This is a genomic window from Stenotrophomonas daejeonensis, from assembly GCF_001431505.1.
Classification (GTDB): Bacteria; Pseudomonadota; Gammaproteobacteria; order Xanthomonadales; family Xanthomonadaceae; genus Stenotrophomonas; species Stenotrophomonas daejeonensis.
The window spans coordinates 66206-81825 of the sequence record NZ_LDJP01000010.1 but is presented as its reverse complement, the minus strand read 5'-3'; the positions used below and the strand labels follow the sequence as shown (position 1 = coordinate 81825).

Here is a 15620-nt window from a genome sequence, read left to right as displayed (position 1 = left end):
CTCAGCGCCTCCGGGCAGCGATGGCGTGGTCGATCAGCGCCAGCGCCTGTTCGCGCTCGGTGCCCTCCACCACCAGCCGCGGGGCGCGCACGCGCTCGCTGCCCAACCCGACGCGCTCCTGCATCAGCTTTATCAGCTGCACGAACTTGGGAACCGTATCCATCCGCAGCAGCGGCAGCGACCACTCGTACAGTTCGCGCGCGGCCGCGTAGCCACCGCTGCGTGCCTGCTCGAACAACTGCACGGCTTCTTCCGGGAAAGCGTTGACGGTGCCGGCGATCCAGCCCTCGGCGCCCATCGCGATGCCTTCGACGATGGCGTCGTCGATACCCACCATCAGCACCAGGCGGTCGCCGATCAGCTCGCGGATGGCGGCAAAGCGGCGCACGTCGCCGGAGGATTCCTTGACCGCCTGCACGTGCGGGAACTCGGCGGCAAACCGCGCGATCTGCGCGGGGGTGAAGTCGGTCTTGTAGGCGATGGGATTGTTGTAGAGCAGCGCCGGCAGGTCGGTGGCGGCGAGGATGGCGCGGATGTAGGCGTCCATCTCGTGGCGGTCGCTGGAGTACACGTACGGCGGCAGCACCATCACCCCGCCGGCGCCGGCATCCTTGACCGCCTGCGCCAGTGCAATGCCCTCGGCGGTGGACAGTGCGGCGATGCCGGCCACCACCGGCACGCGCCCGCCTACCGCCGCGACCAGCGTGCGCACGATGGCTATCTTCTCGTCGAAGGCCAGCGTGGCGCTTTCGCCGAGCGAGCCCAGCGGCACGATGCCGCTGCAGCCGGCATCGACCAGCCGCCTGGCGTGCTCGGCCAGGAACGCATGGTCGACTGCACCGTCGGCGGTGAAGGGCGTGGTGATGGCCGGCAGCACGCCGCGCCAGAAACCTGCATTGCTCATCTGTCTGTACCTTGTTCGGGTTCGTCGGAGGGATCATCGGCCAGTGCCGCCAGCGTGACCGGGGCCAGCGGCGGCCGTACCGCGGTGGGGGAGAGGGACGGCGAAGCCAGCCGCAGTTCGCGCAGCGCGGCGCCGCAGATCCGGCCCTGGCAGGCGCCCATGCCGCAGCGCGTGACCAGCCGCAGCTGGCGCGGGTCGGCGTGCGCCTGCACCGCCGACAACGGCACGTCCTCGCAGCGGCAGACCAGTGTGTCGGGCGCCACCAGCGCGCGGGCGCGCGCGCTGGTGGCAAAGCATTCGTGCAGCAATGCGGCATAGGCGCGCTCATGGTCGCGGCGCGCGCGCAGCGCCTCGCCACCACGCTCGTCGCCCAGCGCGAAGCAGGCCGCCATCGCGCCCTCGATGCGCGCGCAATCGCGCCCGCCGATGCCGAGCGCCTCGCCGGCGGCGTGGATGCCGGGCCGGCTGCTGCACAGGCGTCGGTCCGCGCGCACTACCGGATGGGTCGGCGATGTATCCAGTTCGCAGCCGAGCAGGCGTGCCGGTTCGACGTTCGGCACCAGCCCCCAGCCCACCGCGAGCAGGTCGCAGTCGATGCGTTCGCGGCCATCGCCGCGGTCCAGCTCGATGGCGCGCAGCATGGTGTCGCCGTGCGCCGCCAGCACCATGCTGCCGGTATGCCAGGGCACGCCGAGCAGGCGCGCGCGCAGCGCCGCCGCCTGCGCCAGCCGCGCCGGCCAGCGCCACAGCCTGCGTGCGAAGGCGTGCAGCGCATCGGCCCGCACCTGTTCGTGGATGCCCAGCACGCGCGCGCCGTGGCGCCGGAGCGTGGCCGCCGCCGCCAGCAGCAGTGGGCCGCTGCCGGCCACCACCACGCGCTTGCCGGCCACCGGCCAGCCCTGCTTGGCCAGCGCCTGCAGGCCGCCGGCGCCGGTCACGCCAGGCAGGGTCCAGCCGGGGAACGGCAGCAGCAGTTCGCGCGCGCCGGTGGCGAGCACCAGCGTGCGCCAGTGCAGCGCCACCGCGCCGTCGGCATGCGCGGCGACCACCACGTGGTCGTCGGCCAGCACCATTTCGTGCCCGGCCAGCCATTCGATGCCGGCGCCGTACAGGCCGTCGATCTGCGCCCGCGCCATCGCCGGTACGCCGAAGCGCAGGTCGTGCCGCCATACCTGGCCGCCGGCGCGCGGTTGCGCGTCCACCAGCCCGACCTTCGCCCCGCGCCGGGCCGCCGCATGCGCGGCGGCCAGCCCGGCCGGCCCCGCACCCACCACCAGCAGGTCGAAACGCTTTTGCTTCATTGCTGCGTCTCCACCCGCATGCCCGGCCGCGCCAGCACCATGCAGGCGCGCAGGTGTGGCACGTGGTCGATGCTGACCCGGCATTCGAAGCACGCGCCCATGCCGCACAGCGGTGCGCGCGGCTCGCCGCCGCTGGAACGGCGGAAAGCGTGGCCGCTGCGGGCGACCGCGGCAGCCACGGTGGCGCCTTCGGGCACCTCCACGCGCAGGCCATCGACCAGCAGCGCGATGGTGTTCATGCGCCGCCCCGCATTGCCCGCTGCGGCAGGTAGGGTGCCAACGGCAGTGCCGGTGCGCGGCCGAGGAAGGCATCGATCACCAACTGCGCACTGCCCGGCGCGGCGGTGATGCCAAGGCCCTCGTGGCCGGCGGCCACCCATACGTCGCGGCGGCCGGGTACCGCGCCCAGGTAGGGCAGGCCGTCGGCGGTGGCCGGGCGGAAACCGCACCAGCTGCGCAGTGCGCGGACTTCGCGCAGCGCCGGCACGAAGGCGATGGCCCGTTGCAGCATGCGCCGCAGCAGCGGCAGGGAGATGTCCGTGCCGGCGGCGCCGTACTCGCGCGAGGAACCGATCAGCAACTGGCCGTTGGGGCGCGGCTGCACGTTGAACGACACGCTGGCCGCGTCGCTGCCGTGCGCGGCCGCGGCGTAGCCCATCTCGATCAGCTGGTGGCGCAGCAGCGGCGCGTGGCGCTCGGTGACGAGCAGCTGGCCCTTGCGCGCGCGCATCGGCAGTTCCGGCAGCAGCTGCGGCAGGGCCGCGCCGGTGGCGACCAGCACCGGCCCGGACAACACGCGGCCGTCGGCCAGGCGCACGCCGCCATCGACCAGCGTTTCGGCGCGGCTGCCGGCGAACACCTTGGCCCCGGCCTGCTGCGCCTCGCGGACCAGTCGCCATGCCACGCGCGGCGGGTATGCCACGGCGTCGCCGGGCACGTGCATGCCGCCGCGCATGCCGGGGGCGAGCTGCGGTTCCAGCGCGTACAGGCCAGCCGCATCCACGGCCTCGGCCTGCACGCCGGCCGCCGCCAGCGCGTCGATGCGCGCGCCGATGCCTTGCAGTTCGCCTTCCTCGCGCGCGACCCACAAGGTGCCGCAGCGCCGGTACTCGCTTTCCGGCCAGCCCGCCCAGCGCTGCCACAGCCGCAGCGAATGCGCGCACAGCGCCAGTTCGTGCGGGTCGCCGTCCATCGCCACCAGGTGCCCCATCGCCGCGGCGCTGGCGCCACCGCCGATGGCGCCGGCTTCGACCAGCGCCACCCGCAGCCCGGCCGCGACCGCGGCCTCGACGCAGGCGGCGCCGACGATGCCGGCGCCGATGACGATCAGGTCGTGGCGGCTGCGGTGGATCACGGCCGGCTGCCGCCGATGCCCCAGGCGAAGGGATCGGCCGGGTCGATCAGCAGGGTCGCGCGCGCGGTGATCCAGGCCTGGCCGACGATGCGCGGCAGGATGCCGCGCCCGCCGCGCCGGTACGACGCCTCGAAACGGCTGCCGAGGATGCCCTGCTGCACCCACGGCACGCCTTCGGCCAGTGTGCCGTCGGCGGCCAGGCAGGCCAGCTTCGCGCTGGTGCCGGTGCCGCAGGGCGAGCGGTCGTAGGCCAGGCCCGGGCACAACACGAAGTTGCGCGCCTGGCCGCTGCCGTCCGGCGCGATCGCGTTGATCTCCACATGGTCGATGGCGCCGTCGGCACCGGCGATGCCATCGCGCTCCAATGCCTGCCGTATCGCTTCGGCATAGGCGGTGAGCGGGCGCTGGTTGTCCAGGGTGAGCGCGCACGGCGCGGTGCCGGTGATGAAGAACCAGTTGCCGCCCCAGGCCACGTCGCCGCGCACCGTGCCGTGGCCGGGCACTTCGACCGCGACGTCGTGCCGGTGGCGCCAGCTCTCGACGTTGTCCACCGCCACCTGGCCATCGTCGAACAGCTCCACGCCGACCGTGCCCACCGGCGTCTCGATGCGGTGCGCGCCCGGGCCGATGCGACCCAGCTCGGCCAGCGTGCGAACCACGCCGATGGTGCCGTGGCCGCACATGCCCAGGCAGCCGACGTTGTTGAAGAAGATCACCCCGGTGCAGGCCGCGGGGTCGTCGGCGGGCAGCAGCAGCGCGCCGACCATTGTGTCCGAGCCGCGCGGCTCGCAGGCCAGTGCCGCGCGCCACGGGTCGAAATCGCGCAGCAGCCGCTCGCGGCGCTGGCGCAGGCTGCCGCCGCCGAGGTCGGGGAACCCGCCGAGTACGACCCGCGTGGGTTCGCCCGCGGTATGCGAATCGATGACGTCTATCCGGTGCATGCGGCCATGCTCCCACCGCCGCCGCGGGGCCGAATAGCGGCCGCGCCGCCGTACCGATGCGGAAGTCGGCACAACGCCGTCTGCGCCCGGAGGCATGCGCTAGCATCGGCCGCAGCCACGCCGACGGCCGCCAGCGCGAGGACGACGCCAATGGACGCACAGCATTCTTCCAGCGAAGTGCAGCACCTGTTCGACGCGTTGCCCGACACCGTGTTCTTCGTCAAGGACCGCGAGGGCCGCTACACGCACTGCAACGTCACCCTGGTGCAGCGGCTGGGCAGGAAGCGGCGTGGCGAGGTGATCGGCCGCTCGCCGCTGGAGGTGTTCCCGCCGCCGCTGGGCAACCGCTACCTGCAGCAGGACCGGCAGGTGCTGGCCGGCACGCCCATCGCCGACCGGCTGGAAGTGCACCTGTACCCGAACCGCCGCCCCGGCTGGTGCCTGACGCTGAAGCGGCCGTTGTTCGACGATGGCCGCATCACCGGCCTGATCGGTGTGTCGCGCGACCTCGGCCGGCCCAACAGCCGGCACTCCGCCTATGCCCAGCTCGAACGGGTGGTGAACTACATGCAGGAGCATTCCGGCGAGAACCCGCGCACCCCGCAGCTGGCCGAGCTGGCCGGCATCTCGCTGGCACAGCTGGAACGCCACTTCCGCCACGTGTTCCAGGTCACCCCGCAGCAATACCTGATCAAGCTGCGCATCGAGATGGCGATGCGCCTGCTGCGCGGCGACGGCAGCATCGCCGGCATCGGCCAGTGCTGCGGCTTCAGCGACCAGAGCGCGTTCGCGCGCCAGTTCAAGGCCACCGTGGGCATGACTCCCAGCGAATACCGTGGCCTGGACGGCGTGTTCGACGGCGTCGACCCGGCGCCATGAAAGGAAACGCCGGCCAATGGCCGGCGTTTCCCGTCGTCATGCGGTGGCCGGGTTCAGTGCCCGGACGCCTTGCTGGCACCGATGCCGGTTTCGGCGCGCACCTGCTGCGCCGGGTAGGCGGCGCGTTCGGCCTGCGCGTTGCGGCTCTTGTCGGTGATCGAGAACAGCCAGATGGCGACGAAGGCCAAGGTCATCGAGAACAGCGCCGGGCTGGTGTACGGGAACGGCGCGCTGCCGGCCGGGTTGCCCAACGTGGCTTCCCATACCGACGGCGACAGCAGGGTCAGCACCAGCGACGAGGCCAGGCCGAGGAAGCCGCCGATCACCGCGCCGCGGGTGGTGCAGTCCTTCCACAGCAGCGACAGGAACAGCACCGGGAAGTTGGCCGAGGCGGCGATGGCGAAGGCCAGCGACACCATGAAGGCCACGTTCTGCTTCTCGAAGGCGATGCCCAGCAGCACCGCGATCACGCCCAGCGCCACGGTGGTGATGCGCGACACGCGCAGCTCCGAGCCTGCCGGCGGCTTGCCCTTCATGATCATCGTCGCGTACAGGTCGTGCGACACCGCCGATGCGCCGGACAGGGTCAGGCCGGCGACCACCGCCAGGATGGTGGCGAAGGCCACCGCGGAGATGAAGCCCATGAAGATGTTGCCGCCCACCGCCTTGCCGACCAGCACCGCGGCCATGTTCGGCCCGCCCTGGATGGCGCCGGTGGCCGGGTCGGCGTAGGCCGGGTTGCTCAGCACCAGGGCGATGGCGCCGAAGCCGATGATGAAGATCAGGATGTAGAAGTAGCCGATCCAGGTGGTGGCCCAGAACACCGACTTGCGCGCCTGCTTGGCATCGGGGACGGTGAAGAAGCGCATCAGGATGTGCGGCAGGCCGGCGGTGCCGAACATCAGCGCCATGCCGAAGGAGATTGCCGAGATCGGGTCCTTGACGAAGCCGCCCGGGCCCATGATCGACAGGCCGGCGCTGGCCGCCTCGCCCGCCTCCTTGCCGGCGTTGGCCGCGATCTGGGTCTTGATCTGCACCGCGGTGGCGAACAGCTTCTCGAAGCTGAAGCCGAACTTCCACATCACCATCAGCGCCATGAAGGTCACGCCGAACAGCAGCAGGCAGGCCTTGATGATCTGCACCCAGGTGGTCGCGGTCATGCCGCCGAACAGCACGTAGACCATCATCAGCACGCCGACCAGCACCACCGCGATCCAGTAGTCCAGGCCGAACAGCAGCTTGATCAGCGCGCCGGCGCCGACCATCTGCGCGATCAGGTAGAACAGCACCACCACCAGCGTGCCGGAGGCGGCGAACAGGCGGATGGGCTTGGGCTGGAAGCGGTAGCCGGCGACGTCGGCGAAGGTGAAGCGGCCGAGGTTGCGCAGCCGCTCGGCCATCAGGAAGGTCAGGATCGGCCAGCCGACGAGGAAGCCGATGGCGTAGATCAGGCCGTCGTAGCCGTTGGTCATCACCGCCGCGGTGATGCCCAGGAACGAGGCCGCGCTCATGTAGTCGCCGGCGATCGCCAGGCCGTTCTGGAAGCCGGTGATGCCGCCGCCGGCGGTGTAGAAGTCCGACGCCGACTTGGTGCGCGTGGCGGCCCACTTGGTGATGCCCAGGGTGGCCAACACGAACGCGGCGAACATGATGATCGCGGTCCAGTTGGTCGGCTGGCGCACGGTCTGGCCGATGTCGCCGCCGGCCGCCAGCGCGGCGCCGCTGGCGGCGAGCAGGGCCAGCAGTGCGCCGGAGCGGAGCAGGGGGGAGCGGCTCATTGCACGTCCTCCACGATCTGGTGGGTCAACTGGTCGAACTCCTTGTTGGCGCGGCGCACGTAGATGCCGGTGATGGCGATGGTGAACACCATCAACCCGATCGCGATCGGGATGCCGATGGTGGTCATGCTGCCGGCGGAGAGCGGGGTGGCCAGGAACGCCTTGTCGAAGGCGATCAGGCCGATGTAGCCGTAGTAGGCCAGCAGCATCAGCACGGTCAGCACCCAGCCCAGGCGGTTGCGGCTGCGGCGCAGGCGCTGGTAGGCCGGGTGGTTGGCGATCCGCTCGACGCGGGGGTCGGTGGAAGCATTCATTCGGGGTCCTCCGAACAGGAACAGTCGTTGGAAACGGGCCGTCACGGCGCAACGCGTGCGCGGGCGGCGGCATGAAGTGCTCCCCGTGGGGGTAGGGAGGTGCTGCAACGCCGGCGCCGCGGGGGCGCCGGCGGCGGATGCGTCAGAAGCTGTACTTGGTGGTGAACTGCAGGCGGCTGATGTCGCCCTTGCGGCCGTCCTCGATCTCGCGCACGCCGTACATCAGCTCGGCGCCGATATCGACCTTGGGCATCGGCGTGTAGAACACGTTGCCGCGGATCGACTGCACGCTCTTGGTCACCAGGTTGCCGGTCAGCGCGGCGTTGTTGTCGTAGTCGCTGCGCGCGTAGATCAGGTTGGTGCGCAGCTTCGGCGTGAACGCATGGCGCCAGCCGACGTAGGCGGCGACCACCCCGGTCGGGTCCAGTTCGTCGCGGATGGCGTCGTAGGCGCTGTCGCCGGTGATGCCCAGGCCGATGTAGCGGGAAATGCCCTCGCCGCCGGTGAGCTGGTAATGCAGGCTGTCGCTGCCGCCCATCACCCACTTGCCGCCCAGGGTCAGGCCGCCGGCCATCTTGCTGGCGTCGGCACCGGTGGCCTGGTTGTCCACCTTCAGCTGGCGCAGCAGGCCGGCCACGCCGAACGTGCCCCAGTCGCCCTTCCAGCCGTAGCGCGCGGTCAGGTCGGGCAGCGCGCCGCGGTCGGAATTGGCCGCGCCGACCAGCGTGGTTTCCGGGTTTTCCAGCGCCACGCTGAAGCCGCCGTTGGTGTAGCGCACCTGCGTCTGGCGCACGAAGATCACGCCGTCGGTGGGGCCGACGAAATCCACCGCCTCGGGCAGCGCGGCCACGTCCATGAAGTTGGACCAGGTCTGGCCGGCCAGCCAGTTGTTCCAGTACATGTAGGCGTGGCGCAGGGTGACGCCGTAGGTGTTGGTGGCGCTCTGGTTGCCCAGCGCGTTGCCGAAGAAGTCCATCTCCACCATCGCGCCGGCCTTGTCGCCGCCCTCGGTGACGTGGTCCACGCCGAGGTTGAAGCGCGAGAACTTGGCGTGCGCGTTGTAGTCCACGTCCGAGGCCTGGCCCGAGCCGCCGGCGCCGTGCACCGGGGTCTGCCCGGGCAGGTACAGGGCGCGGCCGGTGGCGTCGTCGGCCAGCTGGCCGTCGCCGGTGCGGGTGGCGAGGAAGTCGGCCTTGATGAAGCCGCCGAACTTGAAGGTGGTGCCCGGCGCCGCGCCGGGGGTGATGCTGGTGGCCTGGATCGGCTGCTTGCCGGCCGGCAGCGCCGGTGCGGCCGCGGCGATGGCTGCCTGCTCGGCGCGTGCCTGCTGCACTTCGCTCTGCGTCTGGGCGATGCTGCCCTGTTGCTGCTGCTGGGTGGTCAGCAGCAGTTGTACCTGCCGCTCCAGTTCGGCCACGCGGGCCTCCAGCGCCTTTTCCTTCGCCGTGTCGGCCAAGGCCATGCCCGGCGCAAGCAACGCCACGAACAACGCGGCGGCAAGTGGGCGACGGACCATTTGGGTGGTGTGTCTGTTCATTGCTCTGCCTCTCTCCGGCTGGCGTCGATGGCCGCGTCGGTGCACGGCTCCCGGCAGGGTGCGCGGCCTGCGTGGCGGGCGGCTATTCGCCATTAGTCGAAGGAATGGCCGCATTCGACCATCGTCTAACGCCGCGGGCAGCGCGACCGGGGGTGGATGCGGCACACTTGGGAAGTACCGGCCGCATCGCGCGATGCGGCTCCCCCATTGGTTACAAGTGCAAAGGTGAGGGTGTTGTCATGGCTGATCTCTATCCCGTCGACCCGCAGTTCGCCGCCACGTCGCGGATCGACACGTCCACCTACCAGAAGCTGTACCGCGAATCGGTGGAGAACCCCGACGCCTTCTGGGGCAAGGCCGCCGAGCGCCTGGACTGGTACGTCAAGCCGACCCGGGTGAGGAACGTCAGCTACAAGCTGGACGACTTCCGCATCAAGTGGTTCGAGGACGGCGAGCTCAACGTCAGCGTCAACTGCCTGGACCGCCAGCTGGCCAGCCGCGGCGACAAGACCGCGATCCTGTTCGAGCCGGACAGCCCCGACGCGCCGGCGCAGAAGGTGACCTACCGCGAACTGCACGAGCGCGTGTGCAAGCTCGGCAACGCGCTGCGCAACCTCGGCGTGGCCAAGGGCGACCGCGTCACTATCTACCTGCCGATGATCGTCGATGCCGCGGTGGCGATGCTGGCCTGCGCGCGCATCGGCGCGATCCACTCGGTGGTGTTCGGCGGTTTCGCCGCCAACTCCATCGCCGACCGCGTCGCCGACTGCGGCAGCAAGCTGATCATCACCGCCGACGAGGGCCTGCGCGGCGGCAAGAAGGTGCCGCTGAAGGCCAACGTCGATGCCGCGCTGAAGCTGCCCGGCACCAATACCGTCGAAACCGTGCTGGTGGTGCGCCATACCGGTTCGTCGGTGGACATGCAGGCCCCGCGCGACCGCTGGTTCCACGACGTGGTCGACGGCCAGCCGGCGCAGTGCGAGCCCGAACGCATGAACGCCGAGGACCCGTTGTTCATCCTCTACACCTCCGGCTCCACCGGCAAGCCCAAGGGCGTGCTGCACACCAGCGCCGGCTACCTGCTGTTCTCGGCCTACACCCACGAGGCGGTGTTCGACCTGCGCGAGGACGACATCTACTGGTGCACCGCCGACGTCGGCTGGGTCACCGGCCACAGCTACATCGTCTATGGCCCGCTGGCCAACGGCGCCACCTCGGTGATGTTCGAGGGCGTACCGAACTACCCGAACGTCTCGCGCTTCTGGGAAGTGATCGACAAGCACCAGGTCACCATCTTCTACACCGCGCCCACCGCGATCCGCGCGCTGATGCGCGAGGGCGAGGAGCCGGTCAAGCGCACCTCGCGCAAGAGCCTGCGCCTGCTCGGCAGCGTCGGCGAACCGATCAACCCGGAGGCATGGCGCTGGTATTACGAGAACGTCGGCGACTCGCGCTGCCCGGTGGTCGATACCTGGTGGCAGACCGAGACCGGCGGCATCCTGATCTCGCCGCTGCCGGGCGCCATCGACCTCAAGCCCGGCTCGGCGACGCTGCCGTTCTTCGGCGTGCAGCCGGCGCTGGTCAGCGCCGAGGGCGAGATCCTGGAAGGCGCGGCCGAGGGCAACCTGGTGCTGTGCGACTCGTGGCCGGGGCAGATGCGCACCGTCTACGGCGACCACCAGCGCTTCATCGACACCTATTTCCGCACCTACCCCGGCTACTACTTCAGCGGCGACGGCTGCCGCCGCGATGAAGACGGCTATTACTGGATCACCGGCCGCGTCGACGACGTCATCAACGTCTCCGGCCACCGCATCGGCACCGCCGAGGTGGAAAGCGCGCTGGTGCTGCACCCGAAGGTGGCCGAGGCCGCGGTGGTCGGTTTCCCGCACGACATCAAGGGCCAGGGCATCTACGCCTACGTCACCCTCGTTGCCGAAGAAGCGCCCAGCGACGAACTGCAGAAGGAATTGATCGGCTGGGTACGCAAGGTCATCGGCCCCACCGCAACCCCCGACCACCTGCAGTGGGCGCCGGGCCTGCCCAAGACCCGCTCGGGCAAGATCATGCGCCGCATCCTGCGCAAGATCGCCGAGAACGCCCCGGATCAGCTCGGCGACACCTCGACCCTGGCCGACCCGTCGGTGGTGGCTTCGCTGGTGGACGAACGCAAGGTGCGGTGAGGCGGGGAGCGATGAGACCGCGCTGTTTTTCCTTCTCCCTCCGGGAGAAGGTGCCCCGAAGGGGCGGATGAGGGTACGGGCGAAGCCTCGTGGAGTGAACATTGCGAGGGCTTCGCCCCCGTACCCTCACCCCAACCCCTCTCCCGCAGGGAGAGGGGCTTCAGCATCCCGCCAAATCCGAACCTTGACATGCCCACCCTGCTGATCGCCGACGACCACCCGCTGTTCCGCGAAGCGCTGCGCGGCGCGGTGCAGCGGGTGATTCCCGGCGTGACCCTGCTGGAGGCAGACAGCGTGGAAGCGCTGTACGCGCTGGCCGAGCAGCACCCCGACGCCGACCTGGTGCTGATGGACCTGAACATGCCCGGCGCGCAGGGCTTCAACGCGCTGGTGCACCTGCGCGCGCTGCACCCGCAGCTGCCGATCGTGGTGGTGTCCGCGCGCGAGGAGGCCACGGTGATGCGTCGCGCGCTCGACCACGGCGCGTTCGGCTTCATCCCCAAGTCGGCCGACTCGGACACCATCGGCCAGGCGCTGGGCACCATCCTCGACGGCGAGCGCTGGGCGCCGGCCGAGGCGCACAACGTGCCGCCCACCGACCACGAGGAACGCGAGGTAGGCCAGCGCCTGCGCGAACTCACCCCGCAGCAGTTCCGCGTGCTGCAGATGCTGGGCGCAGGCCGCCTGAACAAGCAGATCGCCTACGACCTGGGCGTATCCGAGGCCACCATCAAGGCCCACGTCACCGCCATCCTGCGCAAGCTCGGCGTCACCAACCGCACCCAGGCGGTGCTGATGGCCGGCAAGCTGGCGATCGACGACGACGGCATCGTCCTCCCGCCGGAAGAGGACTGATCCTCGCCAACCCACCTGCTTTGGTGGCGCCCGACCGTTGGCTGGGTGACGGCGCGCAGCGCCACCGGGGTTCATGCGGCAGAACGGCGGTGCCGACCAACGACCGGCATCCGCCACCACCATGCGGGTCCCGCGTGACGTTGGGCTTCGCTGTGCTCAACCCATCCCCCCCCCGTAGGAGCGCACCTTGGTGCGCGATGGGGCTTCACCGGGAAAGCTTCATCGCGCACCAAGGTGCGCTCCTACGGACGATTGCGAAGGCTGCTAGAATCCGCGCTCCCTTGGGGAGTAGCCTGCTTCCGGTATCGGAAGCGCCCGCGTCAACACACTCGGCCATTGCGCCGTGGCGCGGGCAGCCAGACCCGGTTGGCGAGACCAGCGGCATGCGCGCGCAACGACAGGTTGGGCGTGTGCGCATGTCGTATGCGTCGTCCGCCCGGCCTGCGAGTCCTGTGAATGTCCCCGCTCTCCATCCTCCTGATCGGCCTGGCCATGTCCACCGACGCCTTCGCCGCGGCCATCGGCAAGGGCGCGGCGATGCGCCGCCCGCGCCTGCCCGACGCCCTGCGCGCCGGGCTGATCTTCGGCGCCATCGAGGCGTTCACCCCGTTGCTGGGCTGGCTGCTGGGCCGCGCCGCCGCGCGCTACGTGGAGGCGTTCGACCACTGGATCGCCTTCGCCCTGCTCGGCGCGCTGGGCGTGCACATGATCGTGGCCGGCCTGCGCCCCGAGCCGCAGGACGCCGCCGAACCGGCGCCGGAGGATGACCGGAAACACCACCGCTTCTGGACGCTGGCCGCCACCGGCTTGGCCACCAGCATCGACGCGGCCGCGGTGGGCGTGAGCCTGGCCTTCCTCGACGTGCACATCGGCGTGGTGGCGCTGGTGATCGGCCTGTGCACGCTGCTGATGGTGACGCTGGGCATCATGCTCGGCCGCGCGCTGGGCGCCCTGGTCGGCAAGCGCGCGGAAATCATCGGCGGGGTGATCCTGATCCTGGTCGGCAGCGGCATCCTCTACGAGCACCTGCAGGGCGTGGCTTGAGAATCGGCCCGGTCCGCAGGCAACGGCAACGGGTACAGACGCCGGCCCCCGCGCTTTCACCGTCATGGCCGACTGCGGCACCATCGGCCCGATCTTCGGGGAAGCCGCGATGACCGGAAAACCCTACGCCGAATCCTGCGACCGCAACCGCGAGCCGATCCTGACAGTGCTGCAGCGGCACCTCGGCACTGCCCGCGACGTGCTGGAGATCGGCAGCGGTACCGGCCAGCATGCGGTGCATTTCGCCGCGGCGATGCCGTGGCTGCGCTGGCAGGCCAGCGATCACCGCGACAACCTGCCCGGCATCGGCCGCTGGCTGGACGAAGCCGCGCTGCCGAACACGCCGCCGCCGCTGGAGCTGCAGGCCGTACCCGCCACGGTGCCTGGCCTGCAGCCGTTGCCGGCCTTGCCGCAGGCCGATGGCATGGCCGGCTTCGATGCGGTGTTCACCGCCAATACCCTGCACATCATGGGCTGGGACAGCGTGCAGGCGCTATTCGCCGGGCTGTCGTCGCTGATGGCGCCGGGCGCCCTGTTCATTGCCTATGGGCCGTTCAATTACGGCGGCGATTTCAGCAGCGACAGCAACCGCGCGTTCGATGGCTGGTTGAAGGCGCGCGACCCGCGTTCGGGCATCCGCGATTTCGAGGCGGTGGATACGCTGGCCCGCATGCAGGGGCTGGCGCTGCGCGAGGACGTGGCGATGCCGGCCAACAACCGCACGCTGGTGTGGCAGCGCATGCATTCCTGATACCGGGACAGTTGGGCAAGGATGGCCAGTACTCTCCGAGCTCAAGGTGCAGCTGAACCCCGCTTGGCGGGATTTTCGCCGCGGCACCGAAGTTCAGGTGTCGGCAGGCATTGCCGCCAATCGTTCGGCCGACGTTTGCAGGCCATTGAAAATGGGCGTAGCCACCGAATCGGGGAAGCCGGGCGGCAAGCGTGCGCGTACCGTGGCGATGGCCGGTTCCACCTGCTCCAGCAATTGTGCGATCCACGGTTCGGCGCCTTCGGCAATGCCGCAGGCGCGTGCGGTTTCGTTCCAATGGCGGCGGCGGATCTGCACGAGCTTGCGATGGCGCTTCTTGCCGGCAACCGCCATCGCCAGTGCCGCATTGTGCGGGTAAAGCTGGCCCGGGCTGCGGCCGAGGATCGGATGGACCGAAAGCACGTCGTAGATCGGCGTCAGCCGGAAGCGGCCGGCCGCTTCGATGTGGATGCTGAAGTTCTTGGCGTGTCCGTCGGTGGCCGCGAGCATCCAGAACAGCAACTGGGTCTTGAAGAAGATCGCGCGGTCTTCCGGCTGCTCCGATTGCCGCAGCAGTTCCATGATCTGCACGATGCCGGGGCCGCCATCGCTTTCGTATTTGCGTGACGAGGGCAGGCCGAAGACCTGGCACATGTCCTCCTGCGGCAGCCGCAGCCACCAGTGGCCGTTGCGGGCCAGCCGGCGATCGAAGCGTTCCACGATCAACGCACGCTGGTCGCCGAATTGGCCGATCGAGGTGTTGGCGACGGGAATATCGAACGCGGCCAGCAGCTGCAAGCACAGCCATTCGTTTTCGACCGACGACTGCATGTCGGCGCGCATGTTGCCGACCAGTCCCAGCGGCAGTTTGAAGATGTGGGTGCTGGGCGTGCTGCCGGTGGGAATGCACCACTGCCCGTGGTGCCGCAGCAGGCCGGTTTTTTCCTGCGCGCCGGCGATGGAAATGCGGAACTCGTCTTCGCCGCGCGTGCGCTGCCCCGGCAGTGCGGTCGTGGTGACGTTGCGCAGCAGCCCACCGACCTGTGCATCGCTCAGCGGTCGGCAGCGGATTTCGTGGAGATCGTCAGGGGCGTAGCCGGGCGGAAGCAACTGCACCGCGCCAACGCAATCGCGGCCGATGGCCTGCAGCAGATCGAAGGTGCCGGTGGAGCGCGTGCCGAAACGGTCACGGATGCGGTTGCGGATGGCGCCGTTGTCGGGCAACAGGTTGTCGAAGTAATCGGCGACGGCTTGGCCGCGGTGGCTTTCGCCGGCCGGCAACAGTGGCAGCGACAGCGACAGGGGGCGCGGCAACGGGGATTCCAGCCATGTGGGGAGGTAGGTCAAGCGCGAACCGGCGCGCGGTTCGTCCTGCCAGATGGCGACTTCCACACCATTCATCCAGACCCGCAGTTCGGGCATGGCTTACCACTCCAGCGCTGGCGGAGAGGCGACGCGCAGGTCCGGTTGCAGGGAGACGGCCAGCCCCAGTTCGGCCCATACCCGCATCAACCGCTCGAAGGTGGCGGACTCCGGCGCGCGCTCCAGGGCGGTGATGGCTTGGCGGGAAATACCGAGGCGCTCGGCCAGTTGGGCCTGACTGAGCCCGGCCTGCTTGCGGAAGGCACGCATCAGTGGACCCAGTTGCCGGGCTGTGCGGATGGTAAATGCGGTGGATGTCATGCGTTCCATATCGGTACCCCGGCAGTGACTTGGCAACGTATGCCTTGCCGATGGCAAATGCAACCGATAGGTTTCAATTCCAAGATGCAACCCATACAT

General features: G+C 69.8%; 15 protein-coding genes and 1 riboswitch. Of the genes, 5 read left to right on the top strand and 10 right to left on the bottom strand.

The features are described from left to right. Position 1: 1 nt before the first annotated feature. From ABB34_RS01965 to ABB34_RS01945, 5 genes are read right to left on the bottom strand one after another with little or no spacing between them, the layout of a single operon-like run. Entirely contained in the window at positions 2 to 904 is a 903-nt protein-coding gene (locus tag ABB34_RS01965) for a dihydrodipicolinate synthase family protein (protein ID WP_057639552.1), read from the bottom strand. Then, the gene (locus ABB34_RS01960) at positions 901 to 2205 is read right to left on the bottom strand and encodes an NAD(P)/FAD-dependent oxidoreductase (protein ID WP_057639551.1); all 1305 of its coding nucleotides are present in this window, start codon (positions 2203 to 2205) and stop codon (positions 901 to 903) included. The genes ABB34_RS01965 and ABB34_RS01960 overlap by 4 nt, the downstream gene beginning before the upstream one ends. Beyond that, a complete protein-coding gene (locus ABB34_RS01955; protein WP_057639550.1) occupies positions 2202 to 2444 on the bottom strand; it encodes a (2Fe-2S)-binding protein in 243 nt (80 codons plus the stop codon). Before ABB34_RS01955 ends, ABB34_RS01960 begins: the two co-directional genes overlap by 4 nt. Continuing rightward, positions 2441 to 3559 carry an NAD(P)/FAD-dependent oxidoreductase gene (locus tag ABB34_RS01950; RefSeq protein ID WP_245625383.1) on the bottom strand — a complete coding sequence of 373 codons (1119 nt, stop codon included), beginning with the start codon at positions 3557 to 3559 and terminating at the stop codon, positions 2441 to 2443. Before ABB34_RS01950 ends, ABB34_RS01955 begins: the two co-directional genes overlap by 4 nt. Continuing rightward, complete coding sequence (locus ABB34_RS01945; protein WP_057639549.1) at positions 3556 to 4500, bottom strand: proline racemase family protein; 945 nt, start codon at positions 4498 to 4500, stop codon at positions 3556 to 3558. Before ABB34_RS01945 ends, ABB34_RS01950 begins: the two co-directional genes overlap by 4 nt. 150 nt (positions 4501 to 4650) lie before the next feature. Here ABB34_RS01945 and ABB34_RS01940 point away from each other — a divergent pair, with 150 nt between their 5' ends. Then, the gene (locus tag ABB34_RS01940; RefSeq protein WP_057639548.1) at positions 4651 to 5379 is read left to right on the top strand and encodes an AraC family transcriptional regulator; all 729 of its coding nucleotides are present in this window, start codon (positions 4651 to 4653) and stop codon (positions 5377 to 5379) included. Between the two features lie 53 nt (positions 5380 to 5432). Here ABB34_RS01940 and ABB34_RS01935 read toward each other — a convergent pair whose 3' ends face one another. The 3 genes from ABB34_RS01935 to ABB34_RS01925 form a co-directional block, all read right to left on the bottom strand. Continuing rightward, a complete protein-coding gene (locus ABB34_RS01935) occupies positions 5433 to 7157 on the bottom strand; it encodes a cation acetate symporter (RefSeq protein WP_057639547.1) in 1725 nt (574 codons plus the stop codon). Continuing rightward, the gene (locus tag ABB34_RS01930) at positions 7154 to 7471 is read right to left on the bottom strand and encodes a DUF485 domain-containing protein (protein WP_057639546.1); all 318 of its coding nucleotides are present in this window, start codon (positions 7469 to 7471) and stop codon (positions 7154 to 7156) included. Before ABB34_RS01930 ends, ABB34_RS01935 begins: the two co-directional genes overlap by 4 nt. Positions 7472 to 7613: 142 nt before the next feature. Beyond that, the gene (locus ABB34_RS01925) at positions 7614 to 9008 is read right to left on the bottom strand and encodes a DcaP family trimeric outer membrane transporter (RefSeq protein ID WP_057639545.1); all 1395 of its coding nucleotides are present in this window, start codon (positions 9006 to 9008) and stop codon (positions 7614 to 7616) included. A gap of 239 nt (positions 9009 to 9247) precedes the next feature. On the opposite strand from ABB34_RS01925, the gene acs reads away from it, so the two are divergent. The 4 genes from acs to ABB34_RS01905 all read left to right on the top strand — a co-directional run bounded on the left by acs (position 9248) and on the right by ABB34_RS01905 (position 13841). Further along, positions 9248 to 11191: an acetate--CoA ligase gene (gene acs, locus ABB34_RS01920; RefSeq protein WP_057639544.1), complete on the top strand. Its 1944-nt coding sequence runs from the start codon at positions 9248 to 9250 to the stop codon at positions 11189 to 11191. Positions 11192 to 11380: 189 nt separating this feature from the next. Continuing rightward, positions 11381 to 12046 (top strand): response regulator transcription factor, encoded by a 666-nt coding sequence (locus ABB34_RS01915; RefSeq protein ID WP_057639543.1) that lies wholly within the window; start codon positions 11381 to 11383, stop codon positions 12044 to 12046. A 281-nt stretch (positions 12047 to 12327) separates the two neighbouring features. After that, a riboswitch (yybP-ykoY riboswitch) is annotated at positions 12328 to 12487 on the top strand. 15 nt (positions 12488 to 12502) lie between these two features. Beyond that, on the top strand, positions 12503 to 13090 hold the full coding sequence (locus ABB34_RS01910) for a manganese efflux pump MntP (protein WP_057639542.1): 588 nt from the start codon (positions 12503 to 12505) through the stop codon (positions 13088 to 13090). A gap of 109 nt (positions 13091 to 13199) precedes the next feature. Then, entirely contained in the window at positions 13200 to 13841 is a 642-nt protein-coding gene (locus ABB34_RS01905; RefSeq protein ID WP_057639591.1) for a DUF938 domain-containing protein, read from the top strand. 93 nt (positions 13842 to 13934) lie between these two features. On the opposite strand, the gene ABB34_RS01900 is transcribed toward ABB34_RS01905, so the two are convergent. Both ABB34_RS01900 and ABB34_RS01895 read right to left on the bottom strand, forming a co-directional pair. After that, complete coding sequence (locus ABB34_RS01900; protein WP_057639541.1) at positions 13935 to 15260, bottom strand: type II toxin-antitoxin system HipA family toxin; 1326 nt, start codon at positions 15258 to 15260, stop codon at positions 13935 to 13937. A gap of 3 nt (positions 15261 to 15263) precedes the next feature. Next, positions 15264 to 15521 (bottom strand): helix-turn-helix domain-containing protein, encoded by a 258-nt coding sequence (locus tag ABB34_RS01895; RefSeq protein ID WP_057639590.1) that lies wholly within the window; start codon positions 15519 to 15521, stop codon positions 15264 to 15266. Positions 15522 to 15620 lie beyond the last annotated feature (99 nt).

What these genes read in the sequence shown, in the direction of transcription:
- ABB34_RS01965 (WP_057639552.1), bottom strand. Translation starts at nt 904, where the DNA reads ATGAGCAATGCAGGTTTCTGGCGCGGCGTGCTGCCGGCCATCACCACG.
- ABB34_RS01960 (WP_057639551.1), bottom strand. Translation starts at nt 2,205, where the DNA reads ATGAAGCAAAAGCGTTTCGACCTGCTGGTGGTGGGTGCGGGGCCGGCC.
- ABB34_RS01955 (WP_057639550.1), bottom strand. Translation starts at nt 2,444, where the DNA reads ATGAACACCATCGCGCTGCTGGTCGATGGCCTGCGCGTGGAGGTGCCC.
- ABB34_RS01945 (WP_057639549.1), bottom strand. Translation starts at nt 4,500, where the DNA reads ATGCACCGGATAGACGTCATCGATTCGCATACCGCGGGCGAACCCACG.
- ABB34_RS01940 (WP_057639548.1), top strand. Translation starts at nt 4,651, where the DNA reads ATGGACGCACAGCATTCTTCCAGCGAAGTGCAGCACCTGTTCGACGCG.
- ABB34_RS01935 (WP_057639547.1), bottom strand. Translation starts at nt 7,157, where the DNA reads ATGAGCCGCTCCCCCCTGCTCCGCTCCGGCGCACTGCTGGCCCTGCTC.
- ABB34_RS01930 (WP_057639546.1), bottom strand. Translation starts at nt 7,471, where the DNA reads ATGAATGCTTCCACCGACCCCCGCGTCGAGCGGATCGCCAACCACCCG.
- ABB34_RS01925 (WP_057639545.1), bottom strand. Translation starts at nt 9,008, where the DNA reads ATGAACAGACACACCACCCAAATGGTCCGTCGCCCACTTGCCGCCGCG.
- acs (WP_057639544.1), top strand. Translation starts at nt 9,248, where the DNA reads ATGGCTGATCTCTATCCCGTCGACCCGCAGTTCGCCGCCACGTCGCGG.
- ABB34_RS01915 (WP_057639543.1), top strand. Translation starts at nt 11,381, where the DNA reads ATGCCCACCCTGCTGATCGCCGACGACCACCCGCTGTTCCGCGAAGCG.
- ABB34_RS01910 (WP_057639542.1), top strand. Translation starts at nt 12,503, where the DNA reads ATGTCCCCGCTCTCCATCCTCCTGATCGGCCTGGCCATGTCCACCGAC.
- ABB34_RS01905 (WP_057639591.1), top strand. Translation starts at nt 13,200, where the DNA reads ATGACCGGAAAACCCTACGCCGAATCCTGCGACCGCAACCGCGAGCCG.
- ABB34_RS01900 (WP_057639541.1), bottom strand. Translation starts at nt 15,260, where the DNA reads ATGCCCGAACTGCGGGTCTGGATGAATGGTGTGGAAGTCGCCATCTGG.
- ABB34_RS01895 (WP_057639590.1), bottom strand. Translation starts at nt 15,521, where the DNA reads ATGACATCCACCGCATTTACCATCCGCACAGCCCGGCAACTGGGTCCA.